At 61.6% G+C, this 15,823-nt stretch carries 14 protein-coding genes and 1 tRNA gene; 7 read left to right on the plus strand and 8 right to left on the minus strand.

The window, feature by feature from the left end:
• Positions 1–18 precede the first annotated feature (18 nt).
• The 4 genes from rpsB to HGR_RS12620 form a co-directional block, all read right to left on the minus strand.
• On the minus strand, positions 19–768 hold the full coding sequence (gene rpsB, locus HGR_RS12605; protein ID WP_006298655.1) for a 30S ribosomal protein S2: 750 nt from the start codon (positions 766–768) through the stop codon (positions 19–21).
• Between the two features lie 213 nt (positions 769–981).
• Positions 982–1,527: a hypothetical protein gene (locus HGR_RS12610; protein WP_006298656.1), complete on the minus strand. Its 546-nt coding sequence runs from the start codon at positions 1,525–1,527 to the stop codon at positions 982–984.
• A 10-nt stretch (positions 1,528–1,537) separates the two neighbouring features.
• Positions 1,538–2,212: an outer membrane beta-barrel protein gene (locus tag HGR_RS12615; protein ID WP_006298658.1), complete on the minus strand. Its 675-nt coding sequence runs from the start codon at positions 2,210–2,212 to the stop codon at positions 1,538–1,540.
• Between the two features lie 48 nt (positions 2,213–2,260).
• A complete protein-coding gene (locus tag HGR_RS12620) occupies positions 2,261–2,722 on the minus strand; it encodes a phosphatase PAP2 family protein (RefSeq protein ID WP_169312702.1) in 462 nt (153 codons plus the stop codon).
• A 202-nt stretch (positions 2,723–2,924) separates the two neighbouring features.
• Between HGR_RS12620 and HGR_RS12625 the strand changes: the two genes are divergently transcribed.
• From HGR_RS12625 to HGR_RS12645, 5 genes are all read left to right on the plus strand, one after another.
• Entirely contained in the window at positions 2,925–4,253 is a 1,329-nt protein-coding gene (locus tag HGR_RS12625) for an amidase (RefSeq protein WP_006298662.1), read from the plus strand.
• 130 nt (positions 4,254–4,383) lie between these two features.
• Positions 4,384–5,688, plus strand: a complete 1,305-nt coding sequence (locus HGR_RS12630; protein ID WP_006298664.1) for an FAD-dependent oxidoreductase — start codon at positions 4,384–4,386, stop codon at positions 5,686–5,688.
• Between the two features lie 77 nt (positions 5,689–5,765).
• On the plus strand, positions 5,766–6,629 hold the full coding sequence (locus HGR_RS12635; protein WP_006298666.1) for an HDOD domain-containing protein: 864 nt from the start codon (positions 5,766–5,768) through the stop codon (positions 6,627–6,629).
• Between the two features lie 43 nt (positions 6,630–6,672).
• The gene (locus HGR_RS12640) at positions 6,673–7,557 is read left to right on the plus strand and encodes an MBL fold metallo-hydrolase (protein WP_006298667.1); all 885 of its coding nucleotides are present in this window, start codon (positions 6,673–6,675) and stop codon (positions 7,555–7,557) included.
• Between the two features lie 18 nt (positions 7,558–7,575).
• Positions 7,576–9,042: an NAD(P)H-hydrate dehydratase gene (locus HGR_RS12645; RefSeq protein ID WP_006298668.1), complete on the plus strand. Its 1,467-nt coding sequence runs from the start codon at positions 7,576–7,578 to the stop codon at positions 9,040–9,042.
• A 23-nt stretch (positions 9,043–9,065) separates the two neighbouring features.
• Here HGR_RS12645 and rnr read toward each other — a convergent pair whose 3' ends face one another.
• A complete protein-coding gene (gene rnr / locus HGR_RS12650; RefSeq protein ID WP_006298669.1) occupies positions 9,066–11,471 on the minus strand; it encodes a ribonuclease R in 2,406 nt (801 codons plus the stop codon).
• 19 nt (positions 11,472–11,490) lie between these two features.
• On the opposite strand from rnr, the gene HGR_RS12655 reads away from it, so the two are divergent.
• A tRNA-Leu gene (locus HGR_RS12655) sits at positions 11,491–11,575 on the plus strand.
• 79 nt (positions 11,576–11,654) lie between these two features.
• Here the strand turns inward: HGR_RS12655 and clpA are convergent.
• Positions 11,655–13,997 (minus strand): ATP-dependent Clp protease ATP-binding subunit ClpA, encoded by a 2,343-nt coding sequence (gene clpA, locus HGR_RS12660; RefSeq protein WP_006298670.1) that lies wholly within the window; start codon positions 13,995–13,997, stop codon positions 11,655–11,657.
• Positions 13,998–14,147: 150 nt separating this feature from the next.
• Positions 14,148–14,516: an ATP-dependent Clp protease adapter ClpS gene (gene clpS, locus HGR_RS12665; protein WP_039853502.1), complete on the minus strand. Its 369-nt coding sequence runs from the start codon at positions 14,514–14,516 to the stop codon at positions 14,148–14,150.
• A gap of 221 nt (positions 14,517–14,737) precedes the next feature.
• On the opposite strand from clpS, the gene HGR_RS12670 reads away from it, so the two are divergent.
• Positions 14,738–15,277 (plus strand): DUF192 domain-containing protein, encoded by a 540-nt coding sequence (locus tag HGR_RS12670; RefSeq protein ID WP_081463537.1) that lies wholly within the window; start codon positions 14,738–14,740, stop codon positions 15,275–15,277.
• 110 nt (positions 15,278–15,387) lie between these two features.
• On the opposite strand, the gene HGR_RS12675 is transcribed toward HGR_RS12670, so the two are convergent.
• On the minus strand, positions 15,388–15,823 hold a 436-nt coding region (locus tag HGR_RS12675), incomplete at its 5' end, for a methyl-accepting chemotaxis protein (protein WP_006298673.1).

Genomic DNA, 15,823 nt, shown 5'->3' on the forward strand with positions numbered 1-15,823 from the left:
GGGGCGCAGGGCATGAGATCAGGCGGCGTTTTCCACCTCGACGAACTCGTCGTCGCCCTCGGCGGACACGGCCTTGACCACGTCTTCCACCGCATTGGCACGGCCTTCGAGGATGGCGTCGGCGATGCCGCGGGCATACAGCGTGACGGCCTTGGAAGAGTCATCGTTGCCCGGAATCACGTAGTCGATGCCTTCGGGCGAGTGGTTGGAGTCCACCACACCGATCAGGGGAATGCCCAGCTTCTTGGCTTCGGCCACGGCGATCTTGTGGTAGCCGACGTCGATCACGAAAATGGCGTCCGGCAGCGTCGCCATGTCTTGAATACCACCGATGTCTTTTTCCAGCTTCTCAAGTTCGCGCTGGAACATCAGTTGCTCTTTCTTGGACATCGCGTCCAGGCCAGCTTCCTGTTGAACCTTCATGTCCTTCAGGCGCTTGAGCGAGGTCTTGACGGTCTTGAAGTTGGTCAGCATGCCACCCAGCCAACGCTGGTCGACATACGGCACGCCGGCACGCTGGGCCTCGGCGGCCACGATTTCACGGGCAGTGCGCTTGGTTCCCACGAACAGGATGGTGCCGCGACGGGCCGCCAGCTGCTTCGCGAACTTGGCGGCTTCCTGGAACATCGGCAGCGACTTTTCCAGGTTGATGATGTGAATCTTGCTGCGATGGCCGAAGATGAAGGGGGCCATCTTGGGATTCCAGAAGCGGGTCTGGTGGCCGAAGTGGACACCGGCTTCCAGCATTTGACGCATGGTCACGGACATGATTGGTAACTCCGAAGGTTAGAACTTAAATCCGGCCCCTATCGCGACGCCAATGGGACGCCGCAACACCTTTGATAGGCCGGTTTGCGATTCACTTCACCCGACAAAAACCGCGTGTTCGCGCCCCGATGAAGGGACAACAGAATGCACAAATGGACTTCGGTCTGGCAAAGCCTTGGAATTATAGCAAAGCCCTAAAACGGGACGACATGTCTAAAACGCCCACTTCAACAGGACTTGGCTCAGAAAACCATGTCCAACCTCTTCCCCGGTGCGCAATTCAGCCCCCTTACCCATGCTGCCGCCCTCCAGCGCCACCTTGATTACCCCATTCGAAGGGGTACGCAGCAAAGGAGCTTCGATACCAATCAACAGAAAACGCCCCGGATTGGAGTCGTTCGCAAAGATTTGCTCGGTGTCCACGAGCCAGAGCAAGCCGCCACGAACATACGTCGTGAGGTTCTCCATCTGATTGCGGTAACCCAAGCCTGCCATGGCGATCTCATAACCACGCCAAACCGGCACATTGCGCGAAGACGTGTAGGCCTGGCTGTAGCTGAGGCCGACCTGCCAATGACCCTGCCCGACATCGAGAGTCAAGCTGCTGCCCTCGTCCTCCGCAAAATTGGCCATGCCCAGGCCCAGCTGCCAATCCAGCGCCAGCGCGGGCCTGACCGCGCAGACCAGAAGGGCCGCCAATAACGGTGGCAACCACCAACGCAGCCGACGGAAGTACGGGGCGATGCTGTAAGAAGTCATGGTGGCCTGCTCAGAACCTGTAGCCCACGCCAACATTCAAGGCTTGCGTGACGATGTTGGTCTTCAACTCACCCCCGCCCTCGAGACGGGTTGAGTTCTGCGAATAGCTGACCCGGAAATCGGTGAACGCCAACCACTTGGCGGACATGGCGTAACTGATGCCGCCAATCAACTGCACTGCAGGACCGGCGAGTTGGTATTCGAACGTCTCTCGGCTCCCGTCGCGAGTCTGCACCTCCACATGGGGGATGGCCAAACCTGCCCCGGCGCCAACGTAAGGGGCATAGCCCGGCATCAGCTGTGGGAAACGGTGCAGGGCGTTGAGCATGAGCAGGTTCAGCCCATCGGAAAACTCCAGCACCTCGAAGCCACTTTTGCGCAAGGTTTTGTCATCGGCATACACCTTGGCGTGGGTGAAGTCGAGCGACACCCCCCAGTCGTCCTCGCGCCACCATGTCAAGGCCAATCCATAGTAGGGGGGCTTGCGGCTCAGAGAGTCTCCTCTCCATCCCGCGTTGAAGTTGAATTTGCCAGCCCCATCGGAATCATCGCCTTTGACTTGACTGTCCGAGGCCCCTTGAATTCCGGTGTAGAAGCGAAACTCGAACTCAGCATGGGCCGAGGCCGAGCACGCAAGTGCACCGAAGGCAATCAGCAAGGTGGAAATCGCGCGCGACATCAACATGACATCTCCTGGTTGATACAGACCATCGAGCCCAGATTCGGGATGACTTCAAAAGCGCATGCTACAACTGACTTGGACTCGCCCATCGCCGAAATCAGTCTCAATGCGATTGCAAGCCGACGTGTGTTGCCGTTCGTCCACGAACAGCCAAGTAGAGAAGCCTGCGATCAAGGCGCCACCCGCCACATCGCGCGGGTGATGCGCGCCTGCTTGGATGCGAGAGTAGCCCACAAACGCCGCCAATGCGTAAGGAACGGCGGCTTGCGAGAAACCGTAGCGCCGATGAATGAATGCGGCCCCGGCAAATGCGGAGGCCGTATGACCGCTGGGAAAGGAGTCGCGGGCTTCTCCGGAATCGTAGTCCGGGCGTTTTTGCCGGGTCGTTTTTTTCAACGAGTGAACCGTGAGCGCGGTGCTCAGCATCGTCATGCCGAATTGCGCAACGCCCTCCCCCCCGCTCGTGAACTCGTGTTCGCTGACCGCCATGCCCAAGGCGTAGGTCGGAATCATCAGCTGCAGAAAGTCGCCGGCCTCTTCCACCCCAGACCGGCCCGCGCCATCGGCGCAAGCGTAGGAACACAACACCCCGCAGCACGCGACCAATCCCCGAAGCCAGCGGTTTCTCATTGTTGTCGAGGCTTGACGTTTCGGGATTGATCTTTTTGGCTACGGCGCGCACTACCATATCGCACCCATCTTTCACTTTTTTGACATGCCCACGTTCCGCCCCGACGCCCACGCCACGTTGAAACGCCTCAGCGAGGGCCTGACGACGTCGGCCGCTGAGATGGAACAGTCGATTGCCTCAGCCCAAAGTGAAGAAGGAGCGCAAGCCTTCATCTCCACGGACTTCGAGGGCGCTCGTCGACAAGCTCGCGCTGCAGCCGCCAGCTCGCCGCTTGCGGGGCTATCTGTCTCGGTCAAGGACTTGTTCAATGTCAGAGACCAGACCACGGCGGCAGGCTCCTTGGTGCTGCACCAGGCACCGGTGGCCCAAAGCGACAGCACCGCGGTGGCGCGCCTGAGAGCCGCAGGCGCGGCCTTCATTGGCCGCACGAACATGAGCGAGTTCGCGTTTTCAGGGGTAGGCATCAACCCACACCACGGCACGCCAAGCAATCCCGCCTACACGGACCAACCTCGAATCCCGGGAGGTTCTTCGAGCGGGGCTGCAGTCTCGGTCGCCATCGGAGCATCCTTCATTGGCTTGGGTTCGGACACTGGAGGCTCGATCCGCATCCCGGCCGCGCTACAGGGCTTGGTTGGGTTCAAGAGCACCGCGCGTCTCGTGCCCACGGACGGCGCCTTGCCACTATCGAGCACGCTGGACACGGTCTGCGCCATCACGCGCAGCGTGCGAGATGCCATCCTCGCGCACGAAATCCTCTCTGCACGCGTCGTGCCTCGCTTGAAGAAGACATTGGGAGATTGCCGCTTCGCCGTGCCTCGCACCTTGATGCTGGACGACTTGGAGCCTCCCGTTGCGCGAGCGTTCGACCGCGCGCTGCAGACGCTGCGCAGTCTGGGCGCCCAGGTCAAAGACATCACGCTTCCCGAGTTGGAGGAGCTGAGCGCAATCAATTCGACAGGTGGTTTTTCTGCTGCGGAGAGCTATGCCTGGCACCGCGAGCTGCTGATGACCCAGGGGACGCTTTACGACCCTCGCGTCAAGCTGCGCATGGAACGTGGCGCTGGCATGAGTGCTTGGCAATACATCGAGTTGACTCAGGCGCGACACGACTGGATCCGGCGCATGACCAGTGCGATCGAGGGCTATGACGCCCTGCTCTCTCCCACCGTGCCCATGCTGGCACCGACCATCGCCCAGGTCGCCCCCGGACCAGAAAGGGATGACGCGTTCTTCCGCGTCAACGGCTTGTTGCTGCGCAACCCCAGCGTGGTCAATATGCTGGATGGGTGCGCCATCAGCCTGCCCTGCCAAGCACCTGGCGATGCACCGGTGGGACTGATGCTTTGGCACGGCGCCTTGCGCGATGATGAATTGCTCAACCTCGCACTGGCGCTGGAACCCCTATTCTGAATAGCGCAAAAGCGCATCCCAGCACCCCGAGTCAGCGCAGGCACCGGGTCTGCCGCTCGCGCCAGCCATAATCCGTCCCTCTCTACTTTTTGCACAGACTCCCGCTTTCGGCGGGTCCCCACCTCCTTTCATGGAAATCGCAGTCATCGGCGCCGGCATCGCTGGCGTCACCACCGCCTGGGAACTGGTTCAGGACGGTCACCAAGTCACCGTGTTCGACCGGCGCCTCGCCGTGGCGGAAGAAGGCAGCTTCGCCAACAGCGGGCTCATCGCGCCGTCCAGCCTCATCCCCTGGGCCGACCCCACGATGCCACGGCGAGCCCGCCGTCAGCAACTCGATACCCTGGCGCCACTGCACCGCACACGCCCTCTGTCCATGAGCGAACGGGCTTGGCGCTGGAAGCGCGTGCTGTTGAGCTCAAGCACGATGGCCCGTCGCATCAGCGCGGTGCGTGAGCTTGCACGCTACAGCCATGAGCGGCTGCATGCCCTGGTTGCCGAACTGGAGTTGGACTTTGAGCGCACGCTGGGCGTGCTGTTGCTGGTGCGCAGTGCGCGAGAAATGACGGCACTGCAACCGGGACTGCAGCTGTTGCGAGAGCTTGGTGTCCCTTTTCAAGAACTCAGCCCCGAACAGGCACGCACGGTTGAGCCCGCGCTCAATCAAGAGACAGCTTTTCACTCCGCCATCCACTTGCCTAATGACGAGGCGGGCAATTGCCGACAGTTCGCCCAGATGCTCAAGGCCCAGGCCCAGGCCCGCGGAGCGCAGTTCGTGTTTGGTGTGGAGGTACGACACCTGCTACCAGCAGCCGGCGCCAACGTCACGCATCTCCCAGCTCGGCTGCTTGCCAACATGCAGGTACAACTCGTCGGAGAATCGCAGCCTCGCCGCTTCGACGCCGTGGTGATATGCGCTGGCGCGGGTGCCAGCCAGTTGCTCAAGCCTTTGCTGCGTCCGCTGGGATTCAGATTGCCCTTGGTCACCACGCACAGCTATGCGATCAGCGCGCAAGTGCGGGAGCCCCTGCATGCGCCCCGCAGCGCCGTCATCGATCTGCGCCACAACATTGCGCTGACGCGCATGGGCCAGCGAATCCGAGTGGGAGGGGGAGCGGTGGAACTCGGTGGCCGCCCCGACCAGCAGCATCCGAAGCTGGTGCAGAAGCTCTACACCGTGCTCCACGACTGGTTTCCCGGAGCCGCGCTGCTCTCCGGCAACGTGCAGACTTGGCGAGGTGGCCAAGTGATGTTGCCTGACCAAGCGCCTTTGCTGGGTTCCACCACGATTCCAGGCCTTTGGCTCAATTGCGCGCACGGCGCTCTGGGCTGGACGGTCAGCTGTGGGGCGGCCCGCCTGTTGGCGGACGAGATACGGGGCGAGCGCGGCGCCATCGCATCGAATGAATTGGGCATTGCGCGACTGAAACGCTGAAATACTGCACACCTTCGACATTGACGGCGGCGCGGGAATCTGGGAAGCTGCCCGCTCCTGCCACGCGCACGTCGAACATGCAAACACTCAGTCCCGAGCTGACCCGACGGCTGACGGCCGCCATCGAGAAGATGCCGGCTTTTCCGAAGAGCGTGCAGGCCATCTTGGACCTGACACGCGATCCGAACTGCACGCCCAAGGATTTGGTGCAGGTCATCGAAAAAGACCCGGTCGTCACCCTCAAGATCCTGAAAGTCGTCAACGCGGCGCAATTCAACCTTCCCAAGCAAGTCACCTCGATCAACCACGCGGTGGTTCTGCTGGGCTTCAATACCATCAAGCACTTGGCACTGGGCATCGCGGCCATGGGTGTGCTGCCCCGCCACACCGCCGCGGGCCTGGACATGCAGCAGTATCTGCTGCACTCGCTCACCACCGCTTGCCTCGCGCGCGAGTTGGCCACCCGGATGAAACATCCCGAGGCCGATCCACTGGAATGCTTCATCGCGGGGCTGCTTCACGATTTCGGCAAGGTGGTCTATGCCCAACACATGCCGGATGAGTTCAGGCTGGCGTTGCAAACCAGCAAACAACTGCACATCCCCTTGCATGAGGCCTTGCGCCAGACCCTGGGCGCCGACCACACCGTGACGGGGGCCTTGCTGCTGGAACGCTGGCGCTTTGCCTGGCGTCTGGTGGAAACCATCCAGAACATGCATGGCCCCCAGGTCAAGGACACGCCGATGATCGCCTGCGTCTTCGCCGCCAATCAAATCAGCAAGAAATTGCAAATGGGGTTCGCTGGCAACATGTACGTGGAGCCTTTGACCGAGGCCATGGAAAGTCGCCTAGGCGGTGATCTGGACAGCGTCATCGCGCATTTGGGCGACCTCAAGCCTCTGATGGACGAAGCCAGGCTGTTCGCACGACTCGAAACGTGAAAGCCCTCGCACCAACACATAGCCCAAGCCCAAGGAAAGTGGCATGAAGATCAAGTTCTGGGGAGTGCGCGGCTCCATCGCCTCGCCGGGTCCGCAGACCGTGCGCTACGGCGGCAACACCACCTGCATCGAGGTGCGCACCGACGAAGACGACATCATCATCCTGGACGCGGGCACCGGCATCTTTCCGCTCTCCCAGAGCTTGATGACGCGTCAGCCCGTGCACGCCAACATCTTCATCACGCACTCTCACTGGGACCACATCCAGGGCCTGCCTTTTTTCATCCCCAATTTCGTCGCGGGCAACGTGCTGCGCCTGCATGGCGCCTACGACCCCGTGAGTGGACAAGGCGTGGAACAAGTGATGTCCGTCCAGTTGCAATACAGCTATTTCCCAGTGCGTGAGGCTGAGTTGCGAGGCCGTGTCGAGTACGTGACGCTCACGCCCGACGAAAGCGTTCGTGTCGGCAGCGCCACCATCACTCCCTGTCTGCTGAATCACCCGGTGATCAACTACGGATACCGCATCGAGTCCAATGGCAAGTCCGTCTTCTTCACGGGCGACCATGAGCCGCCCTACAACATCTACCAGCCTGGTGACCTGGAATACGCCGAGTACCAACACCACGTCAATGACCGTGACGCGGCCATCGTGCGCGGCATGCAGGGGGTGGACGTGCTGATCATTGACACGTCCTACACTGCGGCCGAATACCCGTCCAAGATCGGTTGGGGACACGGCACTTATGCCAGCAGCTTCGACTACGCCTCGCGTGCTGGCGCCAAGGTTCTGTACTGCACCCACCATGAACCGACTCGCAGCGACGATGCCTTGGAAGCCGTTTTCCGCCAGGCCTTGGTGGAACATCCTCATGCGACTGGACTGGACATTCGACTGGCTGTTGAAGGACAGGTCTACGAGTTCTGAGGCATCACGGTCCCATTCATGCAGCGCGTCATACCGGGCCAAGCCCATGCACTCCACACCGCGGCGGCGACACGACGGATTGAACAAGCCGCCCAGGCCAGTCTTCCCGCGCATGCGCTGATGCAGCGCGCGGGCCGGGCGGTGGCGAGTCTCGCGTTGGCCATCGCACCCCATGCTCGACGCTACTGGATCGCCTGTGGCCCAGGCAACAACGGCGGCGACGGGCTGGAGGCCGCCAGCCACCTGCTGCAGCATGGCAAGACACCGGTTGTCACTTGGCTGGGCCATGCCGGAAGTCTGCCCGAAGATGCCCGGGCAGCCCTGGACTGGGCACGCGCCGCGAATGTCGTTTTCTCTGGCACGCCGCCGGAGGATTGCGATTGCGCGATCGATGCCCTGCTGGGCTTGGGTGTCACTCGTGCCCCCGAAGGACAGATGGCAGAGCACATTGCCCAACTCAACCGAGTGCGTGCTCGGGGCTTGCCCGTGCTGTCCGTGGACCTGCCCTCGGGCTTGCATGCCGACACAGGCAACGCGTTGGGGGCATGCGTGCAAGCCAGCCATACGCTCGCTTTGCTGACACTCAAGCCAGGGCTTTTCACGGCGCAAGGGCGAGATGCCGCCGGCGACATCTGGTTCGAGGAACTTGGCATCTCGTCATCCCCCACGCCATCCGCGCAAGCCGTGCTGAATCCGGCCCCTGCGACTCAGGCCCGCAAGCACGCCAGTCACAAAGGCAGCCATGGAGATGTCGCCGTGATCGGTGGCGCGCCGGGCATGGCCGGCGCGGCGGTGCTGGCGGCCCGGGCAGCCTTGCACGGCGGCGCGGGTCGGGTGTACGTGGGACTGCTGGACCCCGGAGCGCCCCTCTTGGACGCGCTTCAACCGGAACTGATGCTGCGACGCCCGGAAACGCTGTTGAATCAGTTGGACGGAATGACCGTCGTCTGTGGTTGCGGAGGTGGCGAGGCCGTGGGCACGCTGCTGCCCGAATTGCTGAGCCAGGCGTCCCGCCTTGTGCTGGACGCCGATGCCCTGAACGCGGTGGCGAAGGATCCAGCTCTGCGGATGCTGCTGGAGACCCGCGGGCAGAGCGGCGGTGCACTGACCACGGTCTTGACTCCGCACCCTCTTGAGGCCGCCCGCTTGCTGAACACCGACGTCCACGGCGTGCAGACCGACAGGCTCACCGCCGCGCAGATGATCGCCGACCGATGGGGTTGCACTGTCGTGCTCAAGGGTTCGGGCACGGTCATCAGCACCCCCGGGGCAGTGCCTCGCATCAATCCAACCGGCAATGGGCGGCTGGCTACGGCGGGCACCGGGGACGTTTTGGCGGGTTTGATCGGCGCACGGCTAGTGCGAGACACGACAGCCTTTGATGCCGCTTGCTACGCCGTGTACACCCACGGTTGGGTCGCTGACAACTGGCCGCCACGACAAACCCTGACGGCGGGAGAACTTGCTCGTGCGCTGGATGCATGAGGGCCCCAAGAGCCCAGCATGCTTCAACGTTGTGTCTTGCGCGCCTTGGTCTTCGCCGCTGCCTTTTTGACGGCGGATTTGACCGAGGCCTTGAGGGCCTGAATGGGGCTCAGCAGCGCCAGCTTGTCGCGCTTCGCACTGGTTTTGCGCGCAGAGGTTTTGGCGGCACCCGCTTTTTGAGAACCTGAGGCAGCCCGACGGGTTTTCCTGTTCAAGTTCGGTTCACTCGGGCCCTCGTCCCCATCGGTCTTCGACGGAGAAAACTCTCGGGGCTCCCTCGCTTCACGGACCGGCTCGCGCGTCAAACCCAGTTCGTCGCCCTTGACCAGGCGGAAATCAATGCGCCGACCATCCAGGTCAACGCGGCTGACTTGCACGCGCACGCGCGAGCCTATGGCGTAACGGATACCGGTGCGCTCGCCCCGCAGCTCCTGCCTTGCCTCGTCAAAACGAAAATACTCGCCGCCCAGCTCGGTGATGTGCACCAGACCTTCGACATACATGGCATCCAAGGTGACGAAAATGCCGAAGCTGGTCGCAGCGCTGACCACGCCATTGAACTCCTCCCCCAGGTGTTCGCGCATGTACTTGCACTTGAGCCAAGCCTCCACATCGCGACTGGCTTCATCCGCGCGGCGCTCGTTGGCGCTGCAATGCAGGCCGGCAGCTTGCCAGGCCAACAACTCGGCGCTGGCTTTCTTTGCTTTTTCGCCAGCAACTCTGACGGGCTTGCGCGCGGCATCGTTCTTCTCCAGGCGGCGCGCGAGTTTGGCATGGGCCTCCCCCGGCGTGGGCAGATTCGGCAGGTGATAGCGCGTCTTGTCGAGGATGGCCTTGATCACGCGGTGTACGAGAAGGTCGGGGTAACGACGGATGGGACTCGTGAAATGCGTATAGGCCTCGTAAGCCAAGCCGAAATGCCCGCTGTTGAAGGGGGTGTAAATGGCCTGCTGCATGGAGCGCAGCAGCATGGTGTGGATCTGCTGGGCGTCGGGCCGGTCTTTCACGGCTTCGGCAATACGCTGGAATTCGGCCGGCTGAGGGTCTTCGCTGATGGTCAGGCTCACACCCATGGCCTTGAGGTAGTTGCGCAGCACCTCGTTCTTTTCAGGCGTCGGCCCCTCATGCACGCGGAACAAGCCACTGTGCTTGCTCTGACCAATGAAATCGGCGCTGCAGACGTTGGCAGCGAGCATCGTCTCCTCAATCAGCCGATGGGCCTCATTGCGCACGCGCGGCACGATCTTCTCGATGCGTCCGCTCTCGTCACAGACGATCTGCGTCTCGGTGGTCTCGAAATCCACCGCACCGCGCCTGGCCCGCGCAGCCAGCAGCGCTCGATAAACCTCGTAGAGATGGAGCAAATCGCCGACACGTTCCCGACGTCGGGCCGCCTCCGCGCCACGGGTATTGGCCAAGATGGCGGCCACCTCGGTGTAGGTGAAACGTGCATGGCTATGCATCACCGCCGGGTAGAACTGATACGCCTTGATGTCACCTTTTTCGCTGCCCTCCCCCTCGATCAGCATGTCGCAAACCATGCAAAGGCGATCCACGTCCGGGTTGAGCGAACACAGGCCGTTGGACAGTTTCTCGGGGAGCATGGGAATGACACGGCGCGGGAAATAGACGCTGGTGGCGCGTTCGTACGCATCCACGTCAATTGGCGCGCCCGTTTCCACGTAGTGACTCACATCGGCGATCGCGACAAGTAGCCGCCAGCCCTTCCTCGCGCTCTTGCCCCGACCCAGCGTGACCGGTTCGCAGTAGACAGCGTCATCAAAATCACGGGCATCCTCGCCATCGATGGTGACCAGGGGCACATCGGTCAAATCGACCCGGTTTTTCTTGTCTTGCGGGCGAACCTTGTCCGGCAACCCACGCGCCTGCGCGATGCAGGCCTCGGAAAATTCATGGGGCACGCTGTACTTGCGCACCGCGATTTCAATCTCCATGCCTGGGTCGTCCACTTCGCCCAGCACTTCCTTGACGCGCCCCACGGGCTGCCCATACAAGGCGGGGGGCTCGACCAACTCCACCACCACGACCTGACCAACCCGTGCCTGTCCCGTCGCGCCTCGAGGGATCAGGATGTCTTGGCCGTAGCGCTTGTCCTCAGGCGCGACCAGCCACACGCTGTTTTCCTGAAGCAGCCGTCCAATGATGGGCTGGGTGGAGCGTTCGATGATCTCGACGACGCGGCCCTCGGGTCGCCCTTTACGATCGTGACGCACGACGCGCGCCTTGACGCGGTCCTTGTGCAGCACCGCGCGCATTTCGCTCGGCGACAGATAAATGTCCGCGTCACCATCATCGCGAACCACGAAGCCGTGGCCGTCCCGGTGGCCGCTGACCGTGCCCTCGATTTCCTCGAGCAAGGCCGCAGTCGCATGCGTGGAACCGGAATGGCTGATTTTCTTGTTATACAATCTTGGTCTTGCCTGAGATGCCCAGATGGCGGAATTGGTAGACGCACTAGTTTCAGGTACTAGCGCTTAACGGCGTGGAGGTTCGAGTCCTCTTCTGGGCACCAGACAAAAAAAGGCCGCTGCAGTTGCAGCGGCCTTTTTCTTTGTGCAGACTGATCAGTCTGCACAAAACACGGCACTCGATCAGTCGGTCGCCGTGGCCTCCTCGGGCTTGGCTTTGCCTTCCTTCTTTGGCAAGGGCTGGATGTCGAGCTTGACGTCGGTCTTGTCTTCGCCCTTCTCGTCCTTCACCACTTCGACATCCACCGACAGGCGGCCGCCGTCCACCAGACGGCCAAACAGCAGTTCGTCCGCCAGCGCGCGACGGATGGTGTCTTGGATCAGGCGCTGCATCGGGCGCGCGCCCATCAACGGATCAAAGCCCTTCTTCGCAAGATGCTTGCGCAGCGCGTCGGAGAAGGTGACCTCGACCTTCTTTTCCGCGAGTTGCGTTTCCAACTGAAGCAGGAATTTGTCCACCACCCGCAGGATGATCTGCTCATCCAGCGGCTTGAAGCTCACGATGGCATCCAACCGGTTGCGGAATTCAGGCGTGAACAGGCGCTTGATGTCACCCATTTCGTCGCCCGCCGCTCGCGGGTTGGTGAAGCCGATGGTGGCCTTATTCATGGTCTCTGCGCCCGCGTTGGTCGTCATGACGATGATGACATTGCGGAAGTCGGCCTTGCGCCCGTTGTTGTCTGTCAGGGTGCCATGGTCCATCACCTGCAACAGCACGTTGAAGATGTCCGGGTGAGCCTTTTCGATTTCGTCGAGCAACAGCACGCAATGCGGCTTCTTCGTGACAGCCTCGGTCAGCAGACCACCCTGGTCGAAACCGACGTACCCGGGAGGCGCGCCGATGAGGCGGCTCACCGCGTGACGCTCCATGTACTCGGACATATCGAAGCGGATCAACTCGATGCCCAGGATGTAGGCCAGCTGCTTGGCCGCTTCCGTCTTGCCCACGCCCGTGGGGCCGCTGAAAAGGAACGCGCCGATCGGCTTGTCTGGCTTGCCCAGGCCAGAACGCGCCATCTTCACGGCAGAAGCCAAGGCTTCCAGCGCCTTGTCCTGGCCAAAGACCACGCTCTTCAGATCGCGCTCAATGGTCTGCAGCTTGCCTCGGTCGTCGTTGCTGACGTTCGCGGGCGGAATGCGCGCGATCTTGGCGACGATTTCCTCGACCTCGCTCTTGCTGATGGTTTTCTTGCGTTTGGAGGGCGGCAAGATGCGCTGCGCTGCACCAGCCTCGTCAATCACGTCGATGGCCTTGTCAGGCAGATGCCGATCGTTGATGTACTTGGCGCTCAACTCCGCCGCCGCCTGCAGGGCGGCGTTGGCGTACTTGACGTTGTGGTGCTCCTCGAAGCGCGATTTCAAGCCCTTGAGGATTTCGATGGTCTCCTGCACGCTGGGTTCCACCACGTCCACTTTCTGGAAGCGACGGGACAGGGCGGCATCCTTCTCGAAGATGCCACGGTACTCGGTGAACGTGGTGGCACCGATGCACTTGAGCTGACCGCTGGACAAAGCAGGCTTGAGCAGGTTGCTGGCGTCCAGCGTGCCGCCACTGGCGGCGCCTGCACCGATCAAGGTGTGAATTTCATCGATGAACAAGACGGCGTTGGGTTTGTCCTTGAGGGACTTGAGCACGCCCTTGAGGCGCTGCTCAAAATCGCCGCGGTACTTGGTGCCCGCAAGCAGCGCGCCCATGTCCAGCGAGTAGACATTCGCCTCGGCAAGGATCTCTGGCACGTCGTTCTGAACGATGCGCCAGGCCAAGCCCTCGGCAATGGCCGTCTTGCCCACGCCTGCTTCTCCCACCAGCAAGGGATTGTTCTTGCGCCGGCGGCACAGAATCTGGATCACACGTTCCACCTCGTACTCGCGACCGATCAGCGGATCGATCTTGCCGTCCTTGGCTTGCTGGTTCAGGTTGACGGTGAACTGCTCCAGAGGAGATGCCTTGCCTTCGCCTTTTTCAGCGGCGGCGTTTTCCTCGGCTTCGCCAGCGTTGTCGTTGGACTTGCTGGATTCGGGCGGATCGCTTTTCTTGATGCCATGGGCGATGAAGTTCACCACATCCAGACGCGTCACGCCTTGCTGGTGTAGGTAATACACCGCATGCGAGTCCTTCTCACCAAAGATGGCCACGAGCACATTGGCACCAGTGACCTCCTTCTTTCCGCTGCCCGTGCTTTGCACGTGCATGATGGCGCGCTGGATCACCCGCTGAAAACCGAGCGTGGGCTGCGTGTCCACTTCCTCGGTGCCCGCCACCTGGGGCGTGTTGTCTTTGATGAAATTGGTCAGGCTCTTGCGCAAGTCATCGATGTTGGCCGCGCAGGCGCGCAGTACCTCAGCCGCGCTGGGATTGTCCAGCAAGGCCAGAAGCAGATGCTCCACGGTAATGAACTCATGGCGCTGTTGCCGAGCCTCGACAAACGCCATGTGCAGGCTGACTTCCAGTTCCTGGGCAATCATATGACTTCCTTTTGCCTTGCTGGACCCGGTATCACAGGGACCGGATCCTTCGTTGATCTGCGGCTAACTTTAATCCGATTCCAAAACCCATCCAAGCCACAGGGCGGAAGAATTGGCGAGAAATAGAAACAGAAAAAGAAACCAACTCTCTCATTCCACCGGTTCAGCCACGCACTGAAGCGGGTGTCCCGCCTTGCGGGCCGCTTCCAGCACTTGGTCGACCTTGGTCGCTGCCACGTCCTTGGTGTAAACGCCACAGATGCCCCGTCCATCCAGATGGATCTTGAGCATGATCTGGGTCGCTGTTTCCAAATCCTTGTTGAAATATTCCTGTATGACCACCACCACGAACTCCATGGGGGTGTAGTCGTCATTGAGCATCACCACCTGGAACATCTGCGGCGGCTGTACCTTTTGCGGCCGTCGTTCCAGCACAACGGCGTCGCCGCCGTTGCCTTGATTCTCTCGATCGGGCTTGACGACAGGCAGTTTGGGAGGAGCGGGTGGTTGGGTTGCCATGTTCTTCGCCATGGCTTCATTCTATCGAGCGCGTCCATGGCTTGTCATTCACGGGAACAGTTCACAGGACGAGAGTTTGGGTCGGACACCCGGACTTCAAGCCCCGTGGACACCTCGCCGTCCCCTCGCCGCGAGGCCGCCGCTTTGTGCCCATGCACCACCCACGGCAAGGATGCACAATCCGCCAACCTTCTGAAATCGGTACACAGGAAGCGCTCAAGATGAAGACCCCACGACCCACGCTGCAGCACACCTTGGCAGGCAAACATCCCCTACAACACCTTTTACTCGTTCCCCTGCGCTGGGCGGGACCAGCGCTGAGTCTTGCCTTGGCCCTGTGCATCAGCCTGTTTCCACACCCCAGCCAAGCCGAAGGTGTGGCTCAGCGTGACTTGCCGCGCACCACCCTGAATGCGGGAATGTATTTGATCCAAGTCCAGGTCGCTTCAACCGCCGAGCAACGTGCCACCGGACTGATGTACCGCACCGACCTGCGCGACAACGAAGGAATGCTCTTCATCTTCGAAAAAGCCCAAATGCAGTGCTTTTGGATGAAGAATACCCAGATTCCCTTGACGGCCGCCTTCATCGCGGACGATGGCACGGTCGTCAATACCGTTGACATGCAGCCGCGGACCACCAACTCACATTGCTCCACAAAGCCGGTGCGGTATGTGCTCGAGGTACGTCAGGGTTGGCTGGCGCAACACGGCGTCGGCCCCGGTAAGCGCATCACCGGGGGCCCCTTCGGGAAAAACTGAGCGCAACGCCCATCCTTTTGGGTCAGGTCGCACTCTGCCGGGACCCCAGCCCCACGGTCGGAGCACGCCTGCTCGAGCTCCAGCGCATGCACGTGAGCAGCGAGGCTGACTCAGTTCAAGCGCAACGGCTCGCCAGAGTGCACGTCGGCGGGCGCCAGCTTGAATACGTTCACGGAGCGCACCATGTCTTGGGCTTGAGTGCGCAGACTCACGGCGGCGGCGGCCATTTGCTCGACCAAGGCCGCGTTCTGCTGGGTCACCCCATCCATTTGCGTGATGGCCTGGGTCGCTTGACTCACGCCCATGCTCTGCTCGTGGCTGGCGTCCGTGATCTCCGCCACGATGCCGCTGACCCGCTGGATACTGCTGACGACGTCACTGATCGTCGAGCCGGCCCGGTCGGCCAGGGCGCTGCCCTGTTCCACCTTGCCGACCGAATCGCCGATGAGCACCTTGATCTCCTTGGCCGCCTCGGCGCTGCGCTGCGCGAGATTGCGGACCTCTCCAGCGACCACCGCGAAACCGCGCCCCAGTTCACCGGCTCCC

The sequence above is a fragment of the Hylemonella gracilis ATCC 19624 genome (assembly GCF_000211835.1).
GTDB classification, from domain to species: domain Bacteria; phylum Pseudomonadota; class Gammaproteobacteria; order Burkholderiales; family Burkholderiaceae_C; genus Hylemonella; species Hylemonella gracilis.